22 protein-coding genes and 2 tRNA genes are annotated in these 20,105 nt (G+C 55.1%); 13 read left to right on the top strand and 11 right to left on the bottom strand.

Translation table 11 applies throughout. From position 1 onward, the window contains the following. The first annotated feature begins 36 nt into the window (after positions 1-36). A tRNA-Gly gene (locus BLR25_RS09080) sits at positions 37-112 on the top strand. 68 nt (positions 113-180) lie between these two features. Here BLR25_RS09080 and BLR25_RS09075 read toward each other — a convergent pair. After that, positions 181-495, bottom strand: a complete 315-nt coding sequence (locus BLR25_RS09075) for an H-NS histone family protein (protein ID WP_176785819.1) — start codon at positions 493-495, stop codon at positions 181-183. Between the two features lie 276 nt (positions 496-771). Here BLR25_RS09075 and BLR25_RS09070 point away from each other — a divergent pair. After that, positions 772-858 (top strand) — tRNA-Leu (locus BLR25_RS09070). Positions 859-883: 25 nt separating this feature from the next. Next, positions 884-1,315 carry a DUF1178 family protein gene (locus tag BLR25_RS09065; RefSeq protein WP_091936994.1) on the top strand — a complete coding sequence of 144 codons (432 nt, stop codon included), beginning with the start codon at positions 884-886 and terminating at the stop codon, positions 1,313-1,315. Positions 1,316-1,897: 582 nt separating this feature from the next. Here the strand turns inward: BLR25_RS09065 and nadS are convergent. After that, entirely contained in the window at positions 1,898-2,188 is a 291-nt protein-coding gene (gene nadS, locus BLR25_RS09060; protein ID WP_091936772.1) for a NadS family protein, read from the bottom strand. Between the two features lies 1 nt (position 2,189). Next, positions 2,190-2,501, bottom strand: coding sequence for a type II toxin-antitoxin system RelE/ParE family toxin (locus BLR25_RS09055; RefSeq protein WP_091936992.1), 312 nt, complete (start codon positions 2,499-2,501; stop codon positions 2,190-2,192). A gap of 606 nt (positions 2,502-3,107) precedes the next feature. Between BLR25_RS09055 and BLR25_RS09050 the strand changes: the two genes are divergently transcribed. Both BLR25_RS09050 and BLR25_RS09045 read left to right on the top strand, forming a co-directional pair. Further along, positions 3,108-3,512, top strand: coding sequence for a DUF423 domain-containing protein (locus BLR25_RS09050; RefSeq protein WP_091936770.1), 405 nt, complete (start codon positions 3,108-3,110; stop codon positions 3,510-3,512). Between the two features lie 232 nt (positions 3,513-3,744). Further along, positions 3,745-4,449 (top strand): GntR family transcriptional regulator, encoded by a 705-nt coding sequence (locus tag BLR25_RS09045; protein ID WP_091936768.1) that lies wholly within the window; start codon positions 3,745-3,747, stop codon positions 4,447-4,449. Positions 4,450-4,467: 18 nt separating this feature from the next. On the opposite strand, the gene yiaK is transcribed toward BLR25_RS09045, so the two are convergent. Beyond that, positions 4,468-5,487 carry a 3-dehydro-L-gulonate 2-dehydrogenase gene (gene yiaK, locus BLR25_RS09040; protein WP_091936766.1) on the bottom strand — a complete coding sequence of 340 codons (1,020 nt, stop codon included), beginning with the start codon at positions 5,485-5,487 and terminating at the stop codon, positions 4,468-4,470. Positions 5,488-5,520: 33 nt separating this feature from the next. Continuing rightward, on the bottom strand, positions 5,521-6,726 hold the full coding sequence (gene manD / locus BLR25_RS09035; protein WP_091936764.1) for a D-mannonate dehydratase ManD: 1,206 nt from the start codon (positions 6,724-6,726) through the stop codon (positions 5,521-5,523). Positions 6,727-6,991: 265 nt separating this feature from the next. Here manD and BLR25_RS09030 point away from each other — a divergent pair, with 265 nt between their 5' ends. The 8 genes from BLR25_RS09030 (at position 6,992) to BLR25_RS08995 (ending at position 15,568) form a co-directional block, all read left to right on the top strand. Next, a complete protein-coding gene (locus tag BLR25_RS09030) occupies positions 6,992-7,921 on the top strand; it encodes a TRAP transporter substrate-binding protein (RefSeq protein ID WP_218122682.1) in 930 nt (309 codons plus the stop codon). A 67-nt stretch (positions 7,922-7,988) separates the two neighbouring features. Next, the gene (locus tag BLR25_RS09025; protein WP_091936760.1) at positions 7,989-8,477 is read left to right on the top strand and encodes a TRAP transporter small permease; all 489 of its coding nucleotides are present in this window, start codon (positions 7,989-7,991) and stop codon (positions 8,475-8,477) included. After that, positions 8,468-9,754: a TRAP transporter large permease gene (locus tag BLR25_RS09020; protein WP_091936758.1), complete on the top strand. Its 1,287-nt coding sequence runs from the start codon at positions 8,468-8,470 to the stop codon at positions 9,752-9,754. Before BLR25_RS09025 ends, BLR25_RS09020 begins: the two co-directional genes overlap by 10 nt. Positions 9,755-9,989: 235 nt before the next feature. Beyond that, entirely contained in the window at positions 9,990-11,069 is a 1,080-nt protein-coding gene (locus BLR25_RS09015; RefSeq protein ID WP_091936756.1) for an Ldh family oxidoreductase, read from the top strand. Between the two features lie 162 nt (positions 11,070-11,231). After that, a complete protein-coding gene (locus BLR25_RS09010; protein ID WP_091936753.1) occupies positions 11,232-12,203 on the top strand; it encodes a TRAP transporter substrate-binding protein in 972 nt (323 codons plus the stop codon). Positions 12,204-12,278: 75 nt separating this feature from the next. Next, the gene (locus BLR25_RS09005) at positions 12,279-12,767 is read left to right on the top strand and encodes a TRAP transporter small permease (RefSeq protein ID WP_091936751.1); all 489 of its coding nucleotides are present in this window, start codon (positions 12,279-12,281) and stop codon (positions 12,765-12,767) included. A 15-nt stretch (positions 12,768-12,782) separates the two neighbouring features. Next, a complete protein-coding gene (locus BLR25_RS09000; protein ID WP_091936749.1) occupies positions 12,783-14,069 on the top strand; it encodes a TRAP transporter large permease in 1,287 nt (428 codons plus the stop codon). Between the two features lie 104 nt (positions 14,070-14,173). Next, complete coding sequence (locus BLR25_RS08995; protein WP_091936747.1) at positions 14,174-15,568, top strand: 3'-5' exonuclease family protein; 1,395 nt, start codon at positions 14,174-14,176, stop codon at positions 15,566-15,568. Positions 15,569-15,577: 9 nt separating this feature from the next. Here the strand turns inward: BLR25_RS08995 and BLR25_RS08990 are convergent, their stop codons facing one another. The 6 genes from BLR25_RS08990 to mltG are packed head-to-tail and all read right to left on the bottom strand — an operon-like array spanning position 15,578 to position 20,065. After that, positions 15,578-16,249 carry an ankyrin repeat domain-containing protein gene (locus BLR25_RS08990; RefSeq protein WP_091936744.1) on the bottom strand — a complete coding sequence of 224 codons (672 nt, stop codon included), beginning with the start codon at positions 16,247-16,249 and terminating at the stop codon, positions 15,578-15,580. Then, the gene (locus tag BLR25_RS08985) at positions 16,249-17,028 is read right to left on the bottom strand and encodes a TatD family hydrolase (RefSeq protein ID WP_091936990.1); all 780 of its coding nucleotides are present in this window, start codon (positions 17,026-17,028) and stop codon (positions 16,249-16,251) included. Before BLR25_RS08985 ends, BLR25_RS08990 begins: the two co-directional genes overlap by 1 nt. An 8-nt stretch (positions 17,029-17,036) precedes the next feature. Beyond that, a complete protein-coding gene (locus BLR25_RS08980; RefSeq protein WP_091936742.1) occupies positions 17,037-17,408 on the bottom strand; it encodes a PilZ domain-containing protein in 372 nt (123 codons plus the stop codon). Then, positions 17,395-18,441, bottom strand: a complete 1,047-nt coding sequence (gene holB / locus BLR25_RS08975; RefSeq protein WP_091936740.1) for a DNA polymerase III subunit delta' — start codon at positions 18,439-18,441, stop codon at positions 17,395-17,397. Before holB ends, BLR25_RS08980 begins: the two co-directional genes overlap by 14 nt. Further along, positions 18,438-19,070: a dTMP kinase gene (gene tmk / locus BLR25_RS08970; protein WP_091936738.1), complete on the bottom strand. Its 633-nt coding sequence runs from the start codon at positions 19,068-19,070 to the stop codon at positions 18,438-18,440. Before tmk ends, holB begins: the two co-directional genes overlap by 4 nt. Further along, positions 19,067-20,065, bottom strand: coding sequence for an endolytic transglycosylase MltG (gene mltG / locus BLR25_RS08965; protein ID WP_091936736.1), 999 nt, complete (start codon positions 20,063-20,065; stop codon positions 19,067-19,069). The genes tmk and mltG overlap by 4 nt, the downstream gene beginning before the upstream one ends. Positions 20,066-20,105: the final 40 nt, after the last annotated feature.

The raw sequence follows: 20,105 nt of genomic DNA, 5'->3' as shown, positions 1-20,105 counted from the left end.
CCCAACACCAGGCTATATAATGGGCACTCGCTTCACGCGGGAGTAGCTCAGTTGGTAGAGCGCAACCTTGCCAAGGTTGAGGTCGCGAGTTCGAGACTCGTCTCCCGCTCCAACAAAAAGGGAAAGTGCCAGAGCACTTTCCCTTTTTACGTTTCGGCCAAAGGAATTTGACCGCGGTAACTATTTCGCTATGAGCAATTCATCGAGCGAGCGTCCTTGCGCGAGGTGCTGATTGACCCACGCAGGTTTTCTCCCCTTGCCACTCCAGGTCTCACTCGAATTAGCAGGGTTACAGAATTTTGGTTCGCCCTTTTTCGCTGTCACGGCCTTTTTGACCCCAGACCTGAGTCCGAGATCTTCTGCCGTGAGATTATATTCAGCGATTTTCGCTTTGATATCGCTAATAATTGTTTGCAATTCCGCCTGGCGAGCTTTTTCCAAAGCATCCTCGGCTTTTTTGAAATTCTCTAGCGCTTCCTTATAAGAAATCGTCATTTGCATCTCCAATTAAGTAAACAACGGCATAACTCTACTGTGTTAATTAAATTTGTCAATTACGCAATTCGCCAAAACCACATACGGTATTTCTCAATTGCATAATTATGCAATATCGCTAAAGCCGCTCGCTACAAAGAGTGGCGTAGCAGCGATGGAGGTGTGGCTCTGTGAGTCTCGGTGCCTGTGGTAAAATGACGCTTGAGCAGGCATCAACTCGAGTGAGTTCTTTGGCCTTTTCAGCAACAAACCAAGGCTCAGATTGTTGATTTAAAAGCCCGGATGGTGAAATTGGTAGACACAAGAGACTTAAAATCTCTCGGCCTTGCGGCTGTACCGGTTCGATCCCGGTTCCGGGCACCAATACTGCATATACAAAATCCACTCGATGATTATTTTTGATTTAACCTGTGATCTTGGTCATACCTTCGAAGGTTGGTTTCAATCCCAAGACAACTACGAAGATCAACTCGAAAACGGGTTGGTTTCATGTCCACACTGCGGATCCAGTGATATTCGACGCATTCCATCGGCCGTACATGTTCCTCGTAAATCTGCAACGCCAAGGAATGTGGAAAAAAGCGAAAAGCCAGGTCAGGAAGAAATGCTTGCGTTACTTTCGAAAGTTATTTCGGCTGTTATCGCCAATACCGAAGATGTGGGTAGTCATTTCTCCGAAGAGGCCAGGCGCATCCACTACAGCGAATCGCCAGCACGGGCCATTCGGGGAGAAGCAACTTTTGAAGAATTCGAAAATCTTCGTGACGAAGGTATTGATGTCCTAATGCTTCCATCCTTGAAAAAGGAAGAAGTTCATTAACCCGTCGTTTTTCAACACAGGCTGTTTGAATGGGTGGATTAGGGTAGGCGATCCGTGATATTGGTCGGATCTGCCGTATCCCGGCCAACGAATATCGTTACCGGTGAAAGCCAACAGACTTTCAGATCATCCGCTGAAATCGCAAATCCGAAGAATTGTGGCGCACTTTGCCAGTCAGTTTGCCATATCGCCCCGAAATCCGACGCCTTGCCCGCGAGTAGCAAGAAAGGCGGTTCTGCCATCGATCGCAGAACCAGGAGAGGTGCAGTGCCAGCCGCCAGCCCGAGAGGGTGGCGGGGTTTCTGGCGCGTGTTAGGCGCCCATGAGCCCCGAAGCCCAGAGGGTCGCGCCGTCGCCCGGCGCGAGGGTATGGGTGCCTGGGCGCTGCTTAATCCGGTGCTGTTTCTATTGTATGCAGGAGCATGACGGCGGGCGCTGAGCTGCCTGCGGAGCGGGCGGCGCGGCGCACCAGGAATGCGGTCCTGGCGGCGGAGCCGCCTAGAATATTACTTAGGGACACTTTGTAACCGTCGCGATAGCGAATCCTATAACTACGGGGTTTATAGGACATTTTGGGTGAGATTAAGCGTGTAGCGTTTTGAGTGCCACATCTGGTGCAGTACGAACAATCTTGAGCAAGGCGGCGGCGGGGCCTGTTGGGTTGCGGCGATGTTGCTCCCAGTTTTGTAGCGTTTTGACGCTGACCTGCATCAATTGGGCAAACTCACTTTGTGATAGTCCGATTTGTTCCCGTACTGCTTTGGCGTCAGGTGTCGTTACATCGGTTCGGCGCGAGGCTGCAGCTTCTCCGCGACTAATAGCCTTGGCTTCCTTCAAACTTTGTACGAGGTCGTCAAACAATGCTTGTTCCATCTCATAGCTCCTTCACAAGTTCGCGCAACAACGCGGTTTCCTTGTCTGTCAGATTGTCCTTCTTTGACTTCGGATAGATCAGCAGCATGTAAATCTGCCCATCGTTACGGAGCCAGTAGTAAATCACTCGAACTCCGCTGCTCTTGCCATGTCCAGGCAGCGCATGTCGCAGCTTACGGATTCCGCCGCCACCCTTAATGATGTCACCCCGTTCGGGGTTCTCCACCAAGACATTCTGTAGTGCCGAATACTCATCATCCGTCAATAGTGCAGAAAGTAGGCGGGTGAATGTCGGGGTTTCGATGAATTCCATAGTATTTAGTATATCCGCCATTGGCGGATAGCGCAAAGGCTGTAGTAGATGGGGATTGACTATAGGGGGCTGTCGTATTGATGGTTTGTGAAATAGTTCACAGGGACGATTGTTGGGACATGGGTAAATCACGCCTTTGGATGACCGTCACGATACTGGCCCATGCAGAAATGGTCACGACTATGTTTGCTTCGGCAGTTTGAAGGCGATGCGTCGACCTTGCGGAATGTCTATTGGTTTATCCGCTACTCACGAGCGCACAAAGATCTTCGTCGCCACTACCGACGAGCTGCCAAAGAGAAGGGCCGTCTTGCGGCCCTTGGGTACGATCGGGAAGTGATCCGGTTATATTGCCTGAGTCTCAAGCGTCCGGATTGCGAAAAACGAAGAAAGCGTTTCGAAGAGGTTTTTGAGGCGCCGTATCAGATGACGTTGTTTTGATCTTGATAAACTGTATTTAACATAATGCGAATTATGCGTATTTAAGATGGTTGAAATTGAGGCCGACGATGCTTCAACGAACCACTTCCCCTTGGATCAGTCAGATATCCTCATCAACGAACCGAGTCGTGAAATCGTGAAATATAGATACAGGAGTCAGCCGTGATGGAAAACCGTTCGAAACTCTTCTTGATTCTGGGCGCCTTAAATGCGGCCGTCGTCGTCGCATTGTCTGCCGCAGGCGCACACGCCCTGCGGGCCCAGTTATCGTCTTCAAACGCAACAGAACTGTTCGCCACGGCGACCCAGTATCACCAATTTCACGCATTGGGTTTGATTCTGCTTTCACTGACCATGGCGCGATTTCCTACCTCCCGAAGTCTTCTCTGGTCTGGTGTTCTGATGAAGACCGGCATCCTGCTGTTCTGCGGCGGTCTGTACCTTAACAGCCTGACGTCGATTCGTTTTCTGCCCGGTGGAATACCGGCAGGTGGAATTGCGTTCATGCTTGCCTGGCTGTTGATGGCTGTCGGGGTCGCAAGATGCTCGACCCAAACCACTCTCTCTTAACCAGAGAGTAATAGTAAAATATTACCTATTTACAGCAAGTTATTTCGTGTTTCTAACGTATTACTTTATCTTATGTGCGATCCTGCCGCTTCAAGTTCGTCATAGCGGCTTTGAGACTCGTCCGCGAAGCCGGAGCGCCGACGTATTTTTGAATTAACATTCAATTTCAATGACATGCAAAAAAGTATGGTAGACTACGTCCTGCTTACTGATTACTTTTTCGCATCGGTCAATGAACGTAAAAAAAGCCCTCTCCAATCTGCGTGGTTTTCAACAGATAGAACCCGTGTCGATTGGAACGCAACTCTACCGACACTTGAGAAGTGCCATCATCCGGGGTGAAGTTTTGCCAGGACAGGCGCTATCCGAGGCCGAGACCGCGAAGCAGTTTTCCACGAGTCGACAACCCGTTCGCGAGGCTTTCATCAAGCTAGCCGAAGAACGGTTGGTGGTTATTCAACCTCAGCGCGGTACCTTCGTCGTGAAGATCTCGGTGCCTGACGTGCTCGACGCCCGTTTTGTGCGGGAAGCCATTGAAGTTGCCGTGGTAATGGAAGCCTCTACCCAGGCCCGGCCAGAAACGGTTGCCAGCTTGCGCAAGATCATTGATCAACAGCGCGAGGTACAACATGGCCACAATGACGAATTTCTGGCGCTAGATGAAGAATTTCACCGTACGCTGGCTTTGTCGGTAGGCCGCGCGCACGCCTGGCGCGTCATCGAAGGCATCAAGGCGCAAATGGATAGAATTCGCTATCTGAGCCTTGATGATGCAACACCGACGCCCTTGCTTGTGGAGCAGCACAGTCGAATTGTCGACGGTATCGAAGCCGGCGATCCGACGGCTGCTACTGCGGCATTGCGAACCCACTTGCGTCAGATCATGATCTCGCTGCCATCCATTGCTGCGAAGTTTCCGGATATGTTCGAGCAATGAAGGCAGCCAGCCCCGTTGTTAAGCTCGACCTGCTAGCTTGAGAACCTCAGCCCAAACCCCCTCATCCACGACAATGCCATTGGCCTGTTGATCGAGGCGCTTGCGCAAGGTGGACTCGCCCGGATAGGTCACCCGCCCGTCGCTTTCTGTCGGTTCTGATCCGTTGACATAGGCTGCGACGCTATCGGCCACACGATCTGAAAACTCTTCGCCGCCGAGTTGGCGCGGATCGAACACAATAAATACTTGCGAGCACCCAGTGCAGCTTCCACGCTGGATCTGATCGATCTCGCTTGTCGGATGCCCTTCGGAAAGGACTGCCGCCAGTGCATCAAGGACGATTGCGAATGCCGAACCCTTCCAATAACCGATCGGCAAGATTCGCATGGTCTTTTCAATCGGTCCAGGCTCGGTGGTGAGATTTCCCTCAGCGTCGAATCCCCCGGGATATGGCAGTTGTTCGCCCTTGAGGCGGGTTACCTGCAATTTCCCATAGGAGTACTGGGACATCGCCATGTCGAGCACGATATGCCCCTTCTTGCGCGGTACAGCCATCACAAATGGATTGTTTCCCAAACGCGGGTTCTTTCCGCCCCACGCCGGCATGCACGACTCGGTATTGGTCCAGCTGATCGCCGCAAAGCCTTTGTCAGCCGCTCGCCAGCCATAGGATCCACCTCGCATCCAATGCGTCGTGTTGCGTAGCGCAACGATGCCGACCCCCTGCTCTGCCGCCAATTCCATGGCACGATCGGTTGCAAAAAGCGCGTTAAGAATTCCCGGCCCTTGCTTGCCATCATAGATCTCGATCGACCCCAGGGTCTTGACGCATTCGGGCTTTGCATCGGCAAGCACCCAACCACGTTGCAGGTAGTCGACGAAGCGAGCCACGCGATTGAGGCCGTGAGAGTACACGCCGTCACAACTCGACTCTGTATGCACCTTGGCGCAAATGTCAGCTTCGTCAGGGGCCATGCCCGCTTTGACGAACGCTTCGGTAACGACTTCATGCATCAACTCAAAGGCAACTCTTGTCATATGCTTCCTTCTGTTCCGTTCAATAAGGGAATGCTACCAGTTCCACAAGGTACCATCTTCAAGGCGGGCAACCGGCAAATAGGCCGGTTCGTACGGGTATTTCGCCGCCAGCTTTTCATCGATGTCGACGCCAAGCCCAGGTTTGTCGCTTGGGTGCATGAATCCATCATTGAAGCTCCATCCGCACTGGAATACTTCCATAGTCTGTTCGTGATACCCCATGTATTCCTGCATACCGAAATTCGGCGCCCAAAGGTCAAAATGCAAAGCCGCGCCCATGCACACCGGCGACAGATCCGAAGGACCGTGACTGCCGGTACGCACTTGGTACATTGCGGCAAAATCGGCAATCCGACGCAAGTGCGTGATTCCGCCCGAGTGCGTGACGGTCATTCGAATATAGTCGATGAGTTGCTCTTCGATCAGTTGCTTGCAATCCCAGATCGAATTGAATACTTCGCCAACGGCGATCGGTGTCACCGTGTGCTGGCGAATCAGTCGGAAAGCTTCCTGGTTTTCTGCCGGCGTCGGGTCCTCCATCCAGAACAAGCGATAGTCTTCGACCGATTTGCCAAGTCGTGCAGCTTCGATGGGCGTCAGTCGATGATGAACGTCGTGCAACAAATGAATATCGAATCCGAATTTTTCGCGTACGGCTTCGAACAGTTTCGGCACGTAATCCAAGTACTTTTCGGTCGACCATGATTGCTCTTCCGGCCAGCCTTTGGTTGCTGGTTCGTAGGCCCCCCCCTTGGATACGCCGTAAACCGACTTCATTCCAGGAATGCCGCACTGAGCGCGAATCGCTTTGAATCCCTTCTCCTTGTACTTGGCGAATGCATCCAGCGTTTCCGCAACATCACGTCCTGTCGCATGGCTATAGACCATGACATGTTCGCGCGAGGCGCCGCCCAGCAATTGGTAGACCGGCATATTGGCGAGTTTTCCCTTGATGTCCCAAAGCGCCATATCAACTGCCGCAATCGCCGACATCGTGACCGGACCCCGGCGCCAATACGCTCCTTTGTACAGGTACTGCCATACATCTTCGATCTTTTGCGGATCACGCCCGATCAGCAGCGGGCAGACATGGTCTTTCAGGTAAGACGCGACGGAAAGTTCCCGACCGTTGAGCGTCGCATCGCCCAATCCCGTTACGCCTTCGTCCGTGGTGAGCTTGAGCGTCACGAAATTTCTTCCCGGGCAACACACGATTACGTCAGCGTTTGTGATTTTCACTTTGAATCCCCTTTTGGTTGCAGTTTCGATTTAACACTTGCGAACGATTCCAATTACGACTACCATACTACCATAGGTTGAGCAAAAACGCATGGGATATTGGCGGTCTGCAATTGTCATCCGTCAGTGATTCCGTGCGGGAAATAGATCGATATAAATCGACTTGATTCGCCCTATTCCATCCGCGTCAGCGGTATTTCAAACCACATGAGGAGGTCTTCAGATGTCGAGGTTCATTACAACAATACTGGCCGCTGCAATATCCATGGCGTGTGCAAACAGTGTTTTGGCGCTTGAGTTAAAAGCAGCCGATTACTGGGATGAGCAATACCCGACAGTCAAAGGGCTCAAGCGAATGGGCGAGTTGCTGGCAGAACGTACCAAGGGCCGCATCACCATGAAGGTGTTCCACAGCGGCGCGCTCGGCACCGAGAAAGAAACTCTCGAACAAGTAAAGATCGGCGCGCTCGATCTGGTTCGCGTCAATAGCTCACCGATGAACAATATCTGCCAGGAAACGATCGTCCCGACGCTGCCTTTCCTGTTCCGCTCGATCGACCATATGCACAAGGCCCTCGATAGCGCGATCGGCGACGAAATCCTTGCCTCTTGCGATGCGAAGGGATATATCGGTTTGGCATTCTATGACAGTGGCGCCCGTTCGATCTATTCCAAGAAACCCGTGCGCTCGATCGCTGACGTCAAAGGCATGAAGCTGCGCGTGCAACAATCCGATATGTGGGTCTCGCTCGTCAATGCCATGGGAGCCAACCCAACGCCGATGCCCATGGGCGAAGTCTATACGGCGATGCGTACCGGCCTCGTCGACGCCGCCGAGAACAACATCCCGTCGTATGAAAACTCCAAGCATTTCGAAGTGGTCAAGTACTACTCGAAGACCGAACACTCGATGGCGCCAGAGATGGTTGTCTTCTCGAAACTGGCATGGGACAAACTTTCGCCGGAAGATCAGAAGATCATTCGCCAGGCAGCCAAGGATTCCGTGCCGGCGCAGCGCAAGGCTTGGGATGAGCGCGACCAGGCTTCGTTGAAGATTGTCCTGGCTGGCGGCGCCCAGATCGTCTCCGACGTCAACAAGAAATCGTTTGCCGATGCAATGGGACCGGTCTACGAGAAATTCGTCACGACGCCGAAGATGAAGGATCTCGTCAAGCGCGTTCAGGAAATGAAGTAACACTCGCTGCGCCATTCCCGGGCCGAAAACGCCCGGGATTATGCTTTTTCGCCGGAGTAAATCAACCATGTACAGTTGGATTTGTGCGAGGCTGGCAAAGCTATCCTTGCAAATCGCCTGTGTCGGACTCGTACTGATCATCAGTTGTGTTCTATATCAGGTTTTCGGACGCTACATTCTTAACGACACGCCCACCTGGGCCGAGCAATTGGCCTTACTGCTGGTTTCATATGTAACGATGCTGGGAACAGCGGTCGGCGTGCGCGATGCCGGTCATATCGGGCTTGAATCGTTCCTCGTGCTGGCGCCAGACTCGGTCCGAACCAAGATGGAGTTGCTCATCCACATTTTTATGATCATTTTCGGTTCGTGCATGGCCTATTACGGCATCACGCTCGCCATCGGACAATGGGATGAACTGTTGCCGACCCTCGGTATCCCCGACGGCTTTCGCTATCTGCCAATCGGCTTGTGCGGCATCCTGATGTCGCTCTTTTCGCTGGAACATATCATCGCCCAGCTCACCAACAGAGAGGTCGAACCGGCATGGCACTGACAGTAATGGTTATCACCTTCACCCTGCTCTTGCTGCTGGGTGTCCCGGTGATCTTTTCGATCGGCTTGTGTTCGCTCGCAACCGTCTTGGTGGCAGGACTGCCGATGGGGGTCGTCTTCCAGAAAATGGTTGGCGGAATGCAGGTCTTTTCCTTTCTTGCCATCCCCTTCTTCATTTTTGCCGGCGAACTGATGCTACACGGTGGCATCGCCGACAAGATCGTCAATTTCGCCCGGGCATCGGTCGGGCATGTTCGCGGCGGTCTCGGCATGGCCAATGTGGTGGCCTGCACGCTGTTCGGCGGCATTTCCGGCTCCGCCGGTGCTGACGTTTCGGCGATGGGGTCCGTGCTGATTCCGACAATGAAAAAGGAAGGTTACGATACCGACTATGCCGTCAACGTCACCACGCATGCCGCGCTGGTTGGCGTTTTGACGCCCACCAGCTTGAACATCATCATCTTTACGCTCGCCGCCGGCGGCAGGGTTTCAGTGATGGATCTCATCCTGGCCGCCGTGGTTCCGGCCATCATCCTGACGCTGTGCAATCTGGGCGCGGCCTATTGGGTGGCGATCAAGCGCGGATATCCGAAAGGATCATGGAACGGTTGGGACATCGTGTTCAAGACCTTTGGCGCAGCCGCCCCAGGACTGTTCGTCATTGTGCTGATTCTTGGCGGCATTCTCTCTGGAATATTTACCGCCACCGAGTCCGCGTCAATTGCCGTGCTCTACTCGCTCGTGCTGACCGCCTTCGTCTACCGCTCGCTGAGTTGGGAAAAATTTGTCGAATCCTGCGCGAAGTCGGTCAAGACCACAGGGGTCGTACTCGCACTGATCGGTATTTCCGCGACCTTCGGTTATTTCCTCGCCTACTTCTCGGTTCCCGATCTTGTCGGTACCTGGATGGCCAGCGTCTCCTCATCGCCTTGGGTGATTTTCTTGCTGGTCAATATCGCGTTGTTCGTCTTGGGTACTTTTTTGGACATGGCGCCGACGATCCTGATTTGTACCCCGATTTTCATGCCGATCTGTATGAAATTCGGCATGGAGCCAATGCAGTTCGCCAACGTGATGTTGTTGAATTGCGCGCTCGGCCTCAACACACCGCCCGTCGGTACCACGCAATTCATCGGTTGCGCGATCGGAGGCATTTCCGTTGGCGAGGTCATGAAATCCATTTTGCCCTTCTACGGCTCGCTGATCGTCGCTACCCTGCTCATCACCTACGTTCCGGCGCTTTCGCTCTGGCTACCGCACTTCGTGCACGGACTCTAGGATTGACACGACAAAGACAGCCGAAGCCGCATCTGCTCCTATATCCATAACAATCGTTTTTTCCTCGAACTTTGACCGGTATTCCGATACCGGTCTTTTTTTCTCTGTTGCGACGTGCTCCGTTATCGATATCGCTTGCGAACGCGCCTCTCCAGGCAGAAAATCTCGACGAATATTCAAATGTCGTCAGCAGGCGTCGCAGATTTCCACCTCAAACCTAAGGATTTGAACCATCATGATTCAGCCAGTTGTTCCGGGCAGTGTCCGCGTTCCGGGCGCTTCCGTCATCGCGTGGGCGGTCAGTTGTCTTGAAGCCCTCGACATGGATGTCGCCGATGCACGCCTGTTGGCGGAAAGTCTCGTACAAACCAGCTTGTGGGGCATCGATTCCCACGGTATTGCCCGCCTCCCCCACTACATGGAACGCCTGAGTCGAGGATCGATCAAGGCTCGCCCGAACATCGTCGTCAACACAACCGGGGCCTCGACGGCGCAGGTTCATGGAGATCAGGGACAAGGCATCATCGTCGGACATCGCGCAGCCAGGCTGGCAACGCAGATGGCCAAGGAAACCGGTATCGCCGCTGTCGGCGTCTCTGACTCATCTCACTGCGGCGCGATGGCGCTCTATTCTCGCCCAGCAGCTAAGGAAGGACTGATCGCCCTGGCATTTACGCACTCGGACAGCATGGCTGCGCCATTCGGCGGTACGCGCGCATTTTTCGGCACTAACCCGATTTCGATCGCCATTCCCCGCGCCGGGCACGAGCCGACCTGCCTTGATATGGCGACCACCTCGATCCCCTTCAACCGTGTCGTCAATGCGCGTCGCGAGGGACATCCGCTTCCCGACGGCGTCGCCTATGACGAAGCCGGCGAGATCACGACCGATGCGGGCGCGACCCGCTCGCTATTGCCGCTCGGTGGCCCGGAGTTTGGCTACAAAGGCTACGGATTGGCACTGATGATCGATCTGCTGTGCGGTCCTTTGAACGGCAATCCCTACGGGCCGACGATCTCCGGCATGTTTGCCGAGATGGATACGCCCCGGCGACTGGGCGCGTTCTTCCTGATGATCGACCCCATCCGGTTTGCCGGCGGAAGCACCTTGGCGACGACTGTTGACACCATGGCCGATGCGTTGGCGCGAGAGCCAGGGTCGCCCAAGATGCCTGGTGATCCGGAATTGGCGGAAGAAGCAAATCGATTACGTGCAGGCATTCCGATCGAACCCGTGTTGGCCGAGCAGATGCGTGAATGGACGACGCGCCTGCAACTTAACACCTTGCCGAGTGAATTACGCCGCATCGGCTAACTGCCAGCAAACGTCGCGTGTCAGGGCTGGCAACAAAAGAATGAAATACGAAGTGCATACTGGTATGCTAGCCTTCGTTGTCTGCACGTTGCCCCACGATCGTCAAGCATGCCATGTGACGAGGCGGCAAAACGAAGAATTTCAACAGGAGAGGAGAAGCACATGAAGGGAAAGTTCACCCGCTTGTTTGCTCTGGGCGCCATCGCCTTTGCTTGCTCGACGGCCCTCTACGCAGCGGATATCACCTTGAAGCTCGGGCATCTCGCCAACGAAGATAATTCCTGGCACAAGGGAAGCCTCAAGTTCGCCGAAGAGGTCAAAGCCCTGACGAACGGCAAGGTCGAGGTCAAAGTCTTTCCGAACGATTCGCTCGGCAAGGAAATGGACCTGATCAACGGTTTGCAGCTCGGTACCGCCGATATGGTGATCACCGGCGAATCGCTGCAAAACTGGGCGCCCAAGGCTGCGCTGCTGGCTTTGCCCTACGGGTTCAAGTCCCTGGCTGAAATGGACAAAGCGGTCAATGGTCCGCTCGGCGACGAAATCAAGAAGGAAATCATCGAAAAGGCCAAGGTTATTCCAATTGCCTATTTCGCTCGCGGCCCGCGTAACCTGACCTCGAACAAGCCGATCAAGACGGTTGATGACGTCAAGGGCCTGAAGATGCGGGTGCCGAACGTTCCGGTCTTCATGCAGTTCTGGCGTGGCGTCAATGCCCAGCCGACACCGATGGCTTTCGGCGAAGTCTTCACCTCGCTACAGACCGGCGTGATCGAGGCGCAGGAAAACCCCTTGGCGCTGATCAAGTCGGCCAGCTTCTTCGAGGTGCAGAAGTACGTCAACCGCACCGAGCACGTCCGCTCGTGGATATATCTGACGATTGGTGAGCGGGCCTTCAACAAGCTGAATGCTGAACAAAAAGCGGCTGTACAGGAAGCGGCCAAGCGCGCCCAAACCTACGAGCGCCAACTGATGCTGGCTGATGAACAGAAGCTCGAATCCGAACTGAAGGCGAAGGGCATGACCTTCATCGAAACCGATCAAAGCGGTTTCGCCAAGAAAGCCAAGGAAGCGGTACTGGCTTCGGCCAAGGAAGAGTTGAAGCCGCTCATCCTGAAAATATACGGCAACTGACCTAATTTGGTCCCTCTGGACTGACCGGAAGACTCAATACTTCCGGTCAGTGCCCGGCTTCAAGGGAGAAACGAATTGATTGAGTTATTGAAAAAAATTGAGAGTTTCATCCGCGGCGCTGTTTTCGTTGCCTTTTTAGTCATGATTGTTGCCGTTCTGGTTCAGGTCGTCGCCAGAACATTCATGGATCAGGCGCCGCTCTGGACTGAAGAGGCTTCACGCGTCAGCCTGCTTTTCATCATGAGCCTGGGGGTCGGCGCGTCGTTTCTGACCGGGGATCTGGTCAATGTCGATCTCGCTTTGATGCTGATGCCCCCCAGCTTACGAAGGCTCTTTGATTTGTTCTCGACACTGCTCGTTTCTATCTTCAGTTTCATGCTAGTGCCCGGTGCCTGGGAATTCACCGTTTCGGGCTCGTGGCAAACCTCGCCGATTCTGGGCGTACAAATGCAGTACGTCTTCGTCTCGATGCTGATTTTTTCGGTCTTGCTTGGCGTTTTCGGCATTGTGAAATTCATCAGGATCCTGAAGCAGGTTCCTGTCAGCCAGCCAACCATCCACTGAAGCGCGAGGACGAATATGGGCGTTTTCATTCTTTTCACGACTTTCATCATCTGCCTGGTCATCGGCGTTCCGGTGGCCATTTGCCTCGGCGTATCGTCGGCGGCCTATCTGCTGTTCCATGCCGACATCCCGCTTGTTGTGTTTGCACAGAAGATCTACGCCGGTGTCGACTCCTTCGTTCTTCTTTGCATCCCCGGCTTTATCATGGCGGGGAACCTGATGAACGGTGGTGGTATCACCGACCGCATCATTCGCTTTGCCAGCGCGGGCGTCGGTTGGATTCGCGGCGGCCTCGGCCTGACCAATGTTGCCGGTTCAATGCTGTTTGCAGGTATCTCAGGCACCGCCGTTGCGGAAGCTGCTTCGATTGGCGCCGTCATGATTCCCGGCATGAAAAAGGAAGGTTACCCGATCGAATTTGCCGCCGCGATCACTGCTGCTGCATCGACTGTCGGTCCGATCATTCCACCAAGCGTTCCGATGATCATCGTCGGCGCGTTGACGGGCGTGTCGGTCGGTCGGATGTTCATGGCCGGCGCCATCCCTGGCATTCTGCTCGGTCTTGGCATGATGCTTGTCTGCTATATCCTTGCCGTAAAAAACAACTATCCGCGCCGTCCGTGGAAGGGATGGAAGGAGTTGTGGGACTCGTTCCTCGGAGCCTTTTGGGCGCTGATGCTGACTGCGCTGATCGTCGGTGGTCTGCTGAGTGGCATCGTCACCCCGACCGAGACTGCGTTGCTCGCCTGCGTTTACGCTTTCATCGTCGGTGTCTTTTTCTACAAAGGCATCACGATTCGACAGGTTCCCAAGATCGTCATCGACAGCGCCATCACGTCGGCGGCGTTGCTCGCGCTTGTCGGCATCGCCAACGTATTCGGCTGGATCATGGCGGCGGAGCAAATTCCGCAAACGATTGCGACGACAATGCTGTCGATCACCAACGACCGGACAATGATCATCCTGCTGATCAACATCCTGCTGCTGATCGTCGGGATGTTCATGGAGACGATCGCTGCCTTGATCATCCTTTTCCCAACGCTGATGGCGGTTGCCACCGGCGTCGGCATTGATCCGGTGCACTTCGCGACCTTTGCCGTGCTGAACCTGATGATCGGATTGACCACCCCACCCGTCGGCGTCTGCCTGTTCGTCTGCGCCAATATTGCCAAGGAACCCTTGTGGCCGGTGATCAAGGCCATCTTCCCGTTTCTCGTCGGCAATATCATCGTGCTATTCCTGGTGTCCTATATTCCGCAGCTTTCGCTGTGGTTGCCGAACCTGCTGTTTGGCGTGAAGTAAACCGGAAATTTTTGGCAATGGCCGCACTCCCGTGGGAGTTGCGGCCGTTTTTTTGACTTCAAAACGTGGCATAGTGGCGCCTCATTCAGCCCCCCCGACATTTCATGGATTTTTCTTTCATCCGGGACCCCCTCGTTTTTGTTGACCTTGAGACGACCGGTGCCAACTTCGCCAACGATCGAATTCTCGAAATCGGCATCGTCGAAGTCGATCAAGACGGTGTCCGGGAGTGGAGTTCTCTGGTCAATCCAGAGACAGGCATTCCGCCATTCATTACGCAGCTGACAGGTATTGACGCCGCCATGGTCAAGTCTGCTCCGGTCTTCTCCGACCTGGCGCAGGAGGTTCTCGAAAAGCTGAGCGGGAAATTGTTCGTCGCCCATAATGCCCGATTCGACTACAGCTTCCTCAAGCGCGAGTTCCTGCGTCTCGGCATCTCTTTTCGCGCGAATGCCCTATGCACGGTGAAACTGTCACGCAAGCTCTTTCCTGAACATCACCGCCACAGTCTGGAGACTTTGGTCGCCCGTTTCGGGATTTCAGTCGACGCGCGGCATCGGGCGCTGGCGGATGCGCGTGTGCTTTGGGACCTCTGGCAACGCTGGCATGCGCTCAAGGATGAGGCGATGATTCAGAACGCGGTCGAAGCAATCGTTGGACGCCCCCAACTGCCGCCGCAACTTGATCCAAGCATCATCGATGACTTGCCGGAGAGCCATGGCGCCTATGCGTTGCTCGGCAAAGAGGGGGAACGGCTGAAAATCAAACGTGCCAGCAATATCCGGCAACAGGCGCTTTCGCATTTTCAGCCCGCCAGTCGTGACACACGTCTCGTCAGAGATACCTGGCGCATCGCGTGGCGGGAATCGGCCGGGGAATTCGGCGCACGCATCGGGGAATTCGATCTCTCGGCAGCGACACACGCACGCCTTGATGAACTGTGTTCCTGGCAATTGCGACGTCAGGAAGAGCACGTCTACCTGCCGGAACTCGTCCTGGCGGAAGAGTTCGATTTTGCTTCCACGCCGAACTTGTTCGGTTTATATGCCTCACGACGGGAAGCCCTGACAGCCCTGCGCAAAGTCGTTGAAGCCAACAATCTCTGCCACGCGTACTGCGGCATTGGCACGACCGGCATCGGAGAGCCTTGCGTCGGATTCAAGCAGCGGACGTGCCGTGGAACCTGTGTTGGCAAAGAGGACGTCTCCTTGCATAGCGCCCGCCTGATGTCGGCTTTGGCGCGCTACAAGATTGTCGAATGGCCCTTTGACGGCCCCGTTGCCCTCATCGAGCGCGACGAGTTCGGCATGCGAGAGGATTTTCACGTTATCGATCGCTGGCGCCATCTGGGGGTCGTCCAGCGCGAACACGAACTGAACGAACTTCTGGAAAATCCCCCGGTACGACGCTTCGACCCAGACCTCTACCGCTTGATCAGCAAGGCGATCGCCGCCGGAAAGCTCCGGATCGTGCCGCTCGGTCCGTCTCGCTCCAAATAGGGGTGCCGCCTATTTGGAGAGGTCGAGGGTGAAGCTCCTTCCGGAACGTCCGCCCTCATCTCGCAGCATTTGGAGAATTTCGTCGAAATTGCCTTTCATTGCCGCGTCCACAGCAGTCTCGCCGTATTGATTGGCAATCGTCGGATCAGCGTTGAAGCGAAGCAGCACCTTCACCACTTCCGTATAGCCATTGCGCGCCGCAAGATAAAGTGCCGTCGAACCATTCTCTGTCTTGGCATTGACTTCGGCACCTTTCTTGACGAGGTACTCGACAATCGCCGGATGATTATTGAATGCGGCGTAGGTGATCGGCGGCCAGCCAAAGAAATTGACTTCGGCGCCCGACTCGACGATTCGCTGCACATAAGTCATGTTGCCGGTAAATGCGGCGATGCTCAGCGCCGTTTCGCCATTGCGGTTACGGAAATTCAGTCGCGCCCGCCGTTGCAGCAAGGCATCGATCAGATCCGGCATATCGTTGCGCACTGCTTGGATCAACAGCGTGTCACCCTCGCGGTTAACCGTATTGACGTCCATGCCCCGGTCCAGCAACTTGATGACAGCTTGCGCGTCCCGCAGTTTGATTGCGCTCTCCATGTCCTCATACGCTCCGGCCCATGCGCTCGTGGAAAACAGGCAGGAAATAAAGGCCACGATCAAAGTAAATACGGCGGATCTCATCACATCATTCTCGTTCTGGCATAAGGAAAAATACGGAAACAATTTTCGGTGGTCGCTTGCGCTACTTCTTCAAAGGGAATATTGCGCAATCGGGCGATTTCTTCGGCGACGTACCTGACGTACCCGGGCTGATTGAGTTTTCCCCGAAATGGGGTCGGCGCCAGATACGGAGCATCAGTTTCGATCAACAACCGGTCCAGCGGCACCTGGCGAGCGACATCCTTGACTTGAGCAGCGTTCTTGAAAGTAACGATACCGGAAATGGAGATGGAGAAACCCAGGTCAAGCACTTGTTGCGCAACGTCCCAGGATTCGGTGAAACAGTGCAGAACGCCTCCCGCTTCTCCCGCCTTCTCTTCGACCATCACGCGAAGGAGATCCTCGGTCGCATCGCGGTTGTGGATGACCAGCGGTTTCCCGAGTTCCCGCGCCGCGCGAATATGCGTACGGAAGCGATCGCGCTGCCACTCGGGCCGATCCTTGTGCCAATAGTAATCAAGCCCCGTCTCTCCGATGCCGACGATCTGCGGCGCCTGCGCCAGCGCAACGAGATCCTTGACGCCAGGTTCGGGATCTCCGGTATGTTCTGGATGTACGCCAACCGTCACGACAATCTCCGGGAAGCTTTCGGATAACGCAAGGACACGGGGCAAATCGTCGAGGGTGACACCGATGCAGATGGCGCCAATGACACCGTTGCGCTGCATCAGTCCCCGCACATCCTCGATGTGGGCGACCAGTTCAGGAAAATCCAGATGACAGTGGGAATCGACAAGCATCGGCAGCATCACATCGTGTGGGTCGGTCGCGACGAATTCAGCACGCCGCCGAGCAATCCCTCAATCTTCTTTCGCGCTTCGATTCCATTGGGATCATTCCGGAAATGCACGCCAATGCCCTGCGCTTTGCTGTTCTGGGCGCCCGCGGGCGTCACCCAGGCAACGGATCCCACCAAGGCGAGTTTTGACGGGTCATCCATCAGGGTCAGGAGCATGCTGACCTCGTCACCAACGTTATAGGCGCGCGTGGTCGGAATGAAAATCCCGCCGTTCTTGAGCATTGGCATATAGGCCGCGTACAACGCCGACTTGGAATTGATGTTGAGCGACAGCACAGCTGAACGCGGCGACGTATCGGCAGGAGATTCAGCCTTTTGCATTTCGGGACAATTGGAAGACAGCAGCGTAATTCATGAAAAACTCTTCCAGAAACAGCCGACTATTCAACGGCTGTTCGCAATAAAGTCGGTATTTTAGCGTTTTTCGATGGAATGCCTGCACATTGCGCGAGTTTGTTGCGTTGGCGAGCTTCTTCAGCAATTCCGTCTGCCGGATAAAGTAACGCGGAGCCTCTCCGTGGCAGATCAGCGCCAAATCCAGAAGCCACTTCTGCGACCACTCAAGCAAATTCTTGAGCGGAACGGGACGTCCTTCGCCTTTGACTATCTTGTCAAGTACTGCCGCGGCGGAGAGGGAGTCCAGTTGTTTTCCCCGCGAAAGTTCCGTAATCAGCGCGTCAAGCAATCCGCGCTCATCGCTCGATCCCAATTCGGCGGCCAACAGTGGCGCACCGCCGGCCAGCGCCAACCAACGCTCAGCATCGTCTACGCCCGCATTCGTCAGCCAGTCGCGCGCGCGCGCAGCATCCGGCCGGGCCACCGGCATCACTTGGCAGCGGCTCCGGATGGTCGGCAGCAGCCGATCCGGTTCGCTTGAAACCAAAACGAAGACCGTATCCTGAATCGGCTCCTCCAGAGACTTCAGCAAGGCATTGGCCGCGGAACGATTCATGGCTTCCGCCGGATGGACCAAAACGACCCGAGCGCCACGCCGGTGCGTCCCCACGTGCAGAAAATCTTCCAAGGCGCGCACCTGGTCGATCGTGATCTGTTGGCTCGGCTTTTTCTTCGACGTGCTCTCGCTCTCTTCCTGAGGCTCTTCCGACAGGGCATCGGGTTGAACCAGACGAAAATCCGGATGATTGCCTTGCGACATCCATCCGCAGGCAGCGCAAACACCGCAGGCCTCGTGCGTGCTCGTTGGCTGTTCGCAAAGCAAGGACGCCGCGAATCGATGAGCCAGATCGAACTTTCCGATGCCGCGTTGGCCTGTCAGCAACAATGCGTGCGGCAAACGCTGGCGGCGGGCATTCAAACCGCCCCATACCTCTGCATGGAGGTCAATAACATTCATAAACAGATAGATAAAACATTTTTTTCAACCATGTTCTTAATATAAAGAACCGATTGATCGGCATTAATGACGACGATTCTCTGCGGATGCGCCGCTGCCCGTTCAAGATACGCCTCCCGTACGCGACGATGAAAATCCCGTTTCTCAAGTTCGAATCGGTCAAGCGTCCGCCCTTGCGTCTGGATGCGTTGTTCGGCAACGCTCGGTGGCAGATCAAAAAGAAAGGTCAGATCGGGTTGCAGATGGCCATGCACCCACTGCTCGAGCGCAGCAAATTTTGCTTTGTCGAGTCCGCGTCCGCCGCCTTGATAGGCGTAAGTCGCGTCGCTGAATCGATCGGATACAACCCAGTCGCCACGCGCCAGCGCCGGTTCGATGACCAGCGCCAGATGCTCGCGCCGCGCAGCAAACATCAACAATGCCTCGGTTTCAAGATGCATCGGCTCATTCAGCAGCAACTCACGCAGCTTCTCTCCAAGCGGCGTGCCGCCCGGCTCGCGTGTGCAGACAACGCCTTTACCCTGGTGACGGATCAAGTCCGCAACAGCGGAAATATGGGTGCTTTTTCCGGCTCCGTCGATGCCTTCGAATGTAATGAACTTGCCCCGGTGTTGCTCCGTACGGCTCATCTGCCTGCCCTCTGATAGCGGTTTACCGCCTGATTATGTTCGTCCAGCGTTTTTGAAAACTGACTCGTTCCGTCGCCGCGCGCGACGAAATACAAGGCCGAACTCTGCGCCGGGTGCAATGCCGCACGCAGGGAAGCCAGGCCCGGCATGGCGATCGGCGTCGGCGGCAGCCCGACTCGTAAATAAGTATTGTACGGTGTATCGGTCTGCAGGTCGCGCCGCCGCAAATTACCGTCAAAGCGCTCCCCCATTCCGTATATCACCGTCGGATCCGTCTGCAGCAACATTCCCTGGCGCAGTCGGTTAACGAACACCGCTGCAATCATCGGCCGATCCTGTTCTCGCCCCGTTTCTTTTTCGATGATGGACGCCATGATCAGGGCTTGATTCATATCCGCGTAAGGCAATCCAGGTGCCCGCGCATCCCATTCGCGGGCGAGGTGGCGCTGCATGGTGCGATAGGCGCGGGCCAGCACCTCGACGTCGCGACCTTGTTTGGAAAACAGGTAGGTATCGGGGAAAAACGCGCCCTCGGCGCCTCCCGACGGCGCGCCGACCAGACGCATGACTTCGGCATCGGACAGGCCGCGCGTATCGTGTCGGAGATCCGGATGTGCATCGATCCTTTCGCGCATTTGCCGAAAGGTCCAGCCCTCGATAAAGGTGATATCCGTCAGGGTGACATCGCCCTTGGTCAGCTTGCGGAGCAAATCCAGCGCACTGATCCCGCGATTGATCTCGTAACTTCCGGCCTTGATCGAAGTTTCGACCCGCAAGACTCGCCCCAGCATGACGAACAGCCAAGGCTCGACGCCAATTCCTGCGGCATGAATCTCCCGGGCGGCACTGCGCAAGCTGCTGCCGGAGGCCACATGGAATTCAACGCGTTCCCCCGTCATGGCGAGCGGCGAGGACACCTTCCAATAGAGGACGCCAAGAACGGACAATGCGACGGCAATGCCAAGCGAGATCAGGATTTTTAGAATTTTCAGCATTGAGCGCCCTCTGTGTGCATGGGCTGCCGAGTCAAGTGAG

The organism is Propionivibrio dicarboxylicus, assembly GCF_900099695.1.
Classification (GTDB): domain Bacteria; phylum Pseudomonadota; class Gammaproteobacteria; order Burkholderiales; family Rhodocyclaceae; genus Propionivibrio; species Propionivibrio dicarboxylicus.
The sequence above is the reverse complement of the archived record's forward strand: the minus strand, read 5'-3'. Positions and strand labels throughout refer to the sequence as shown.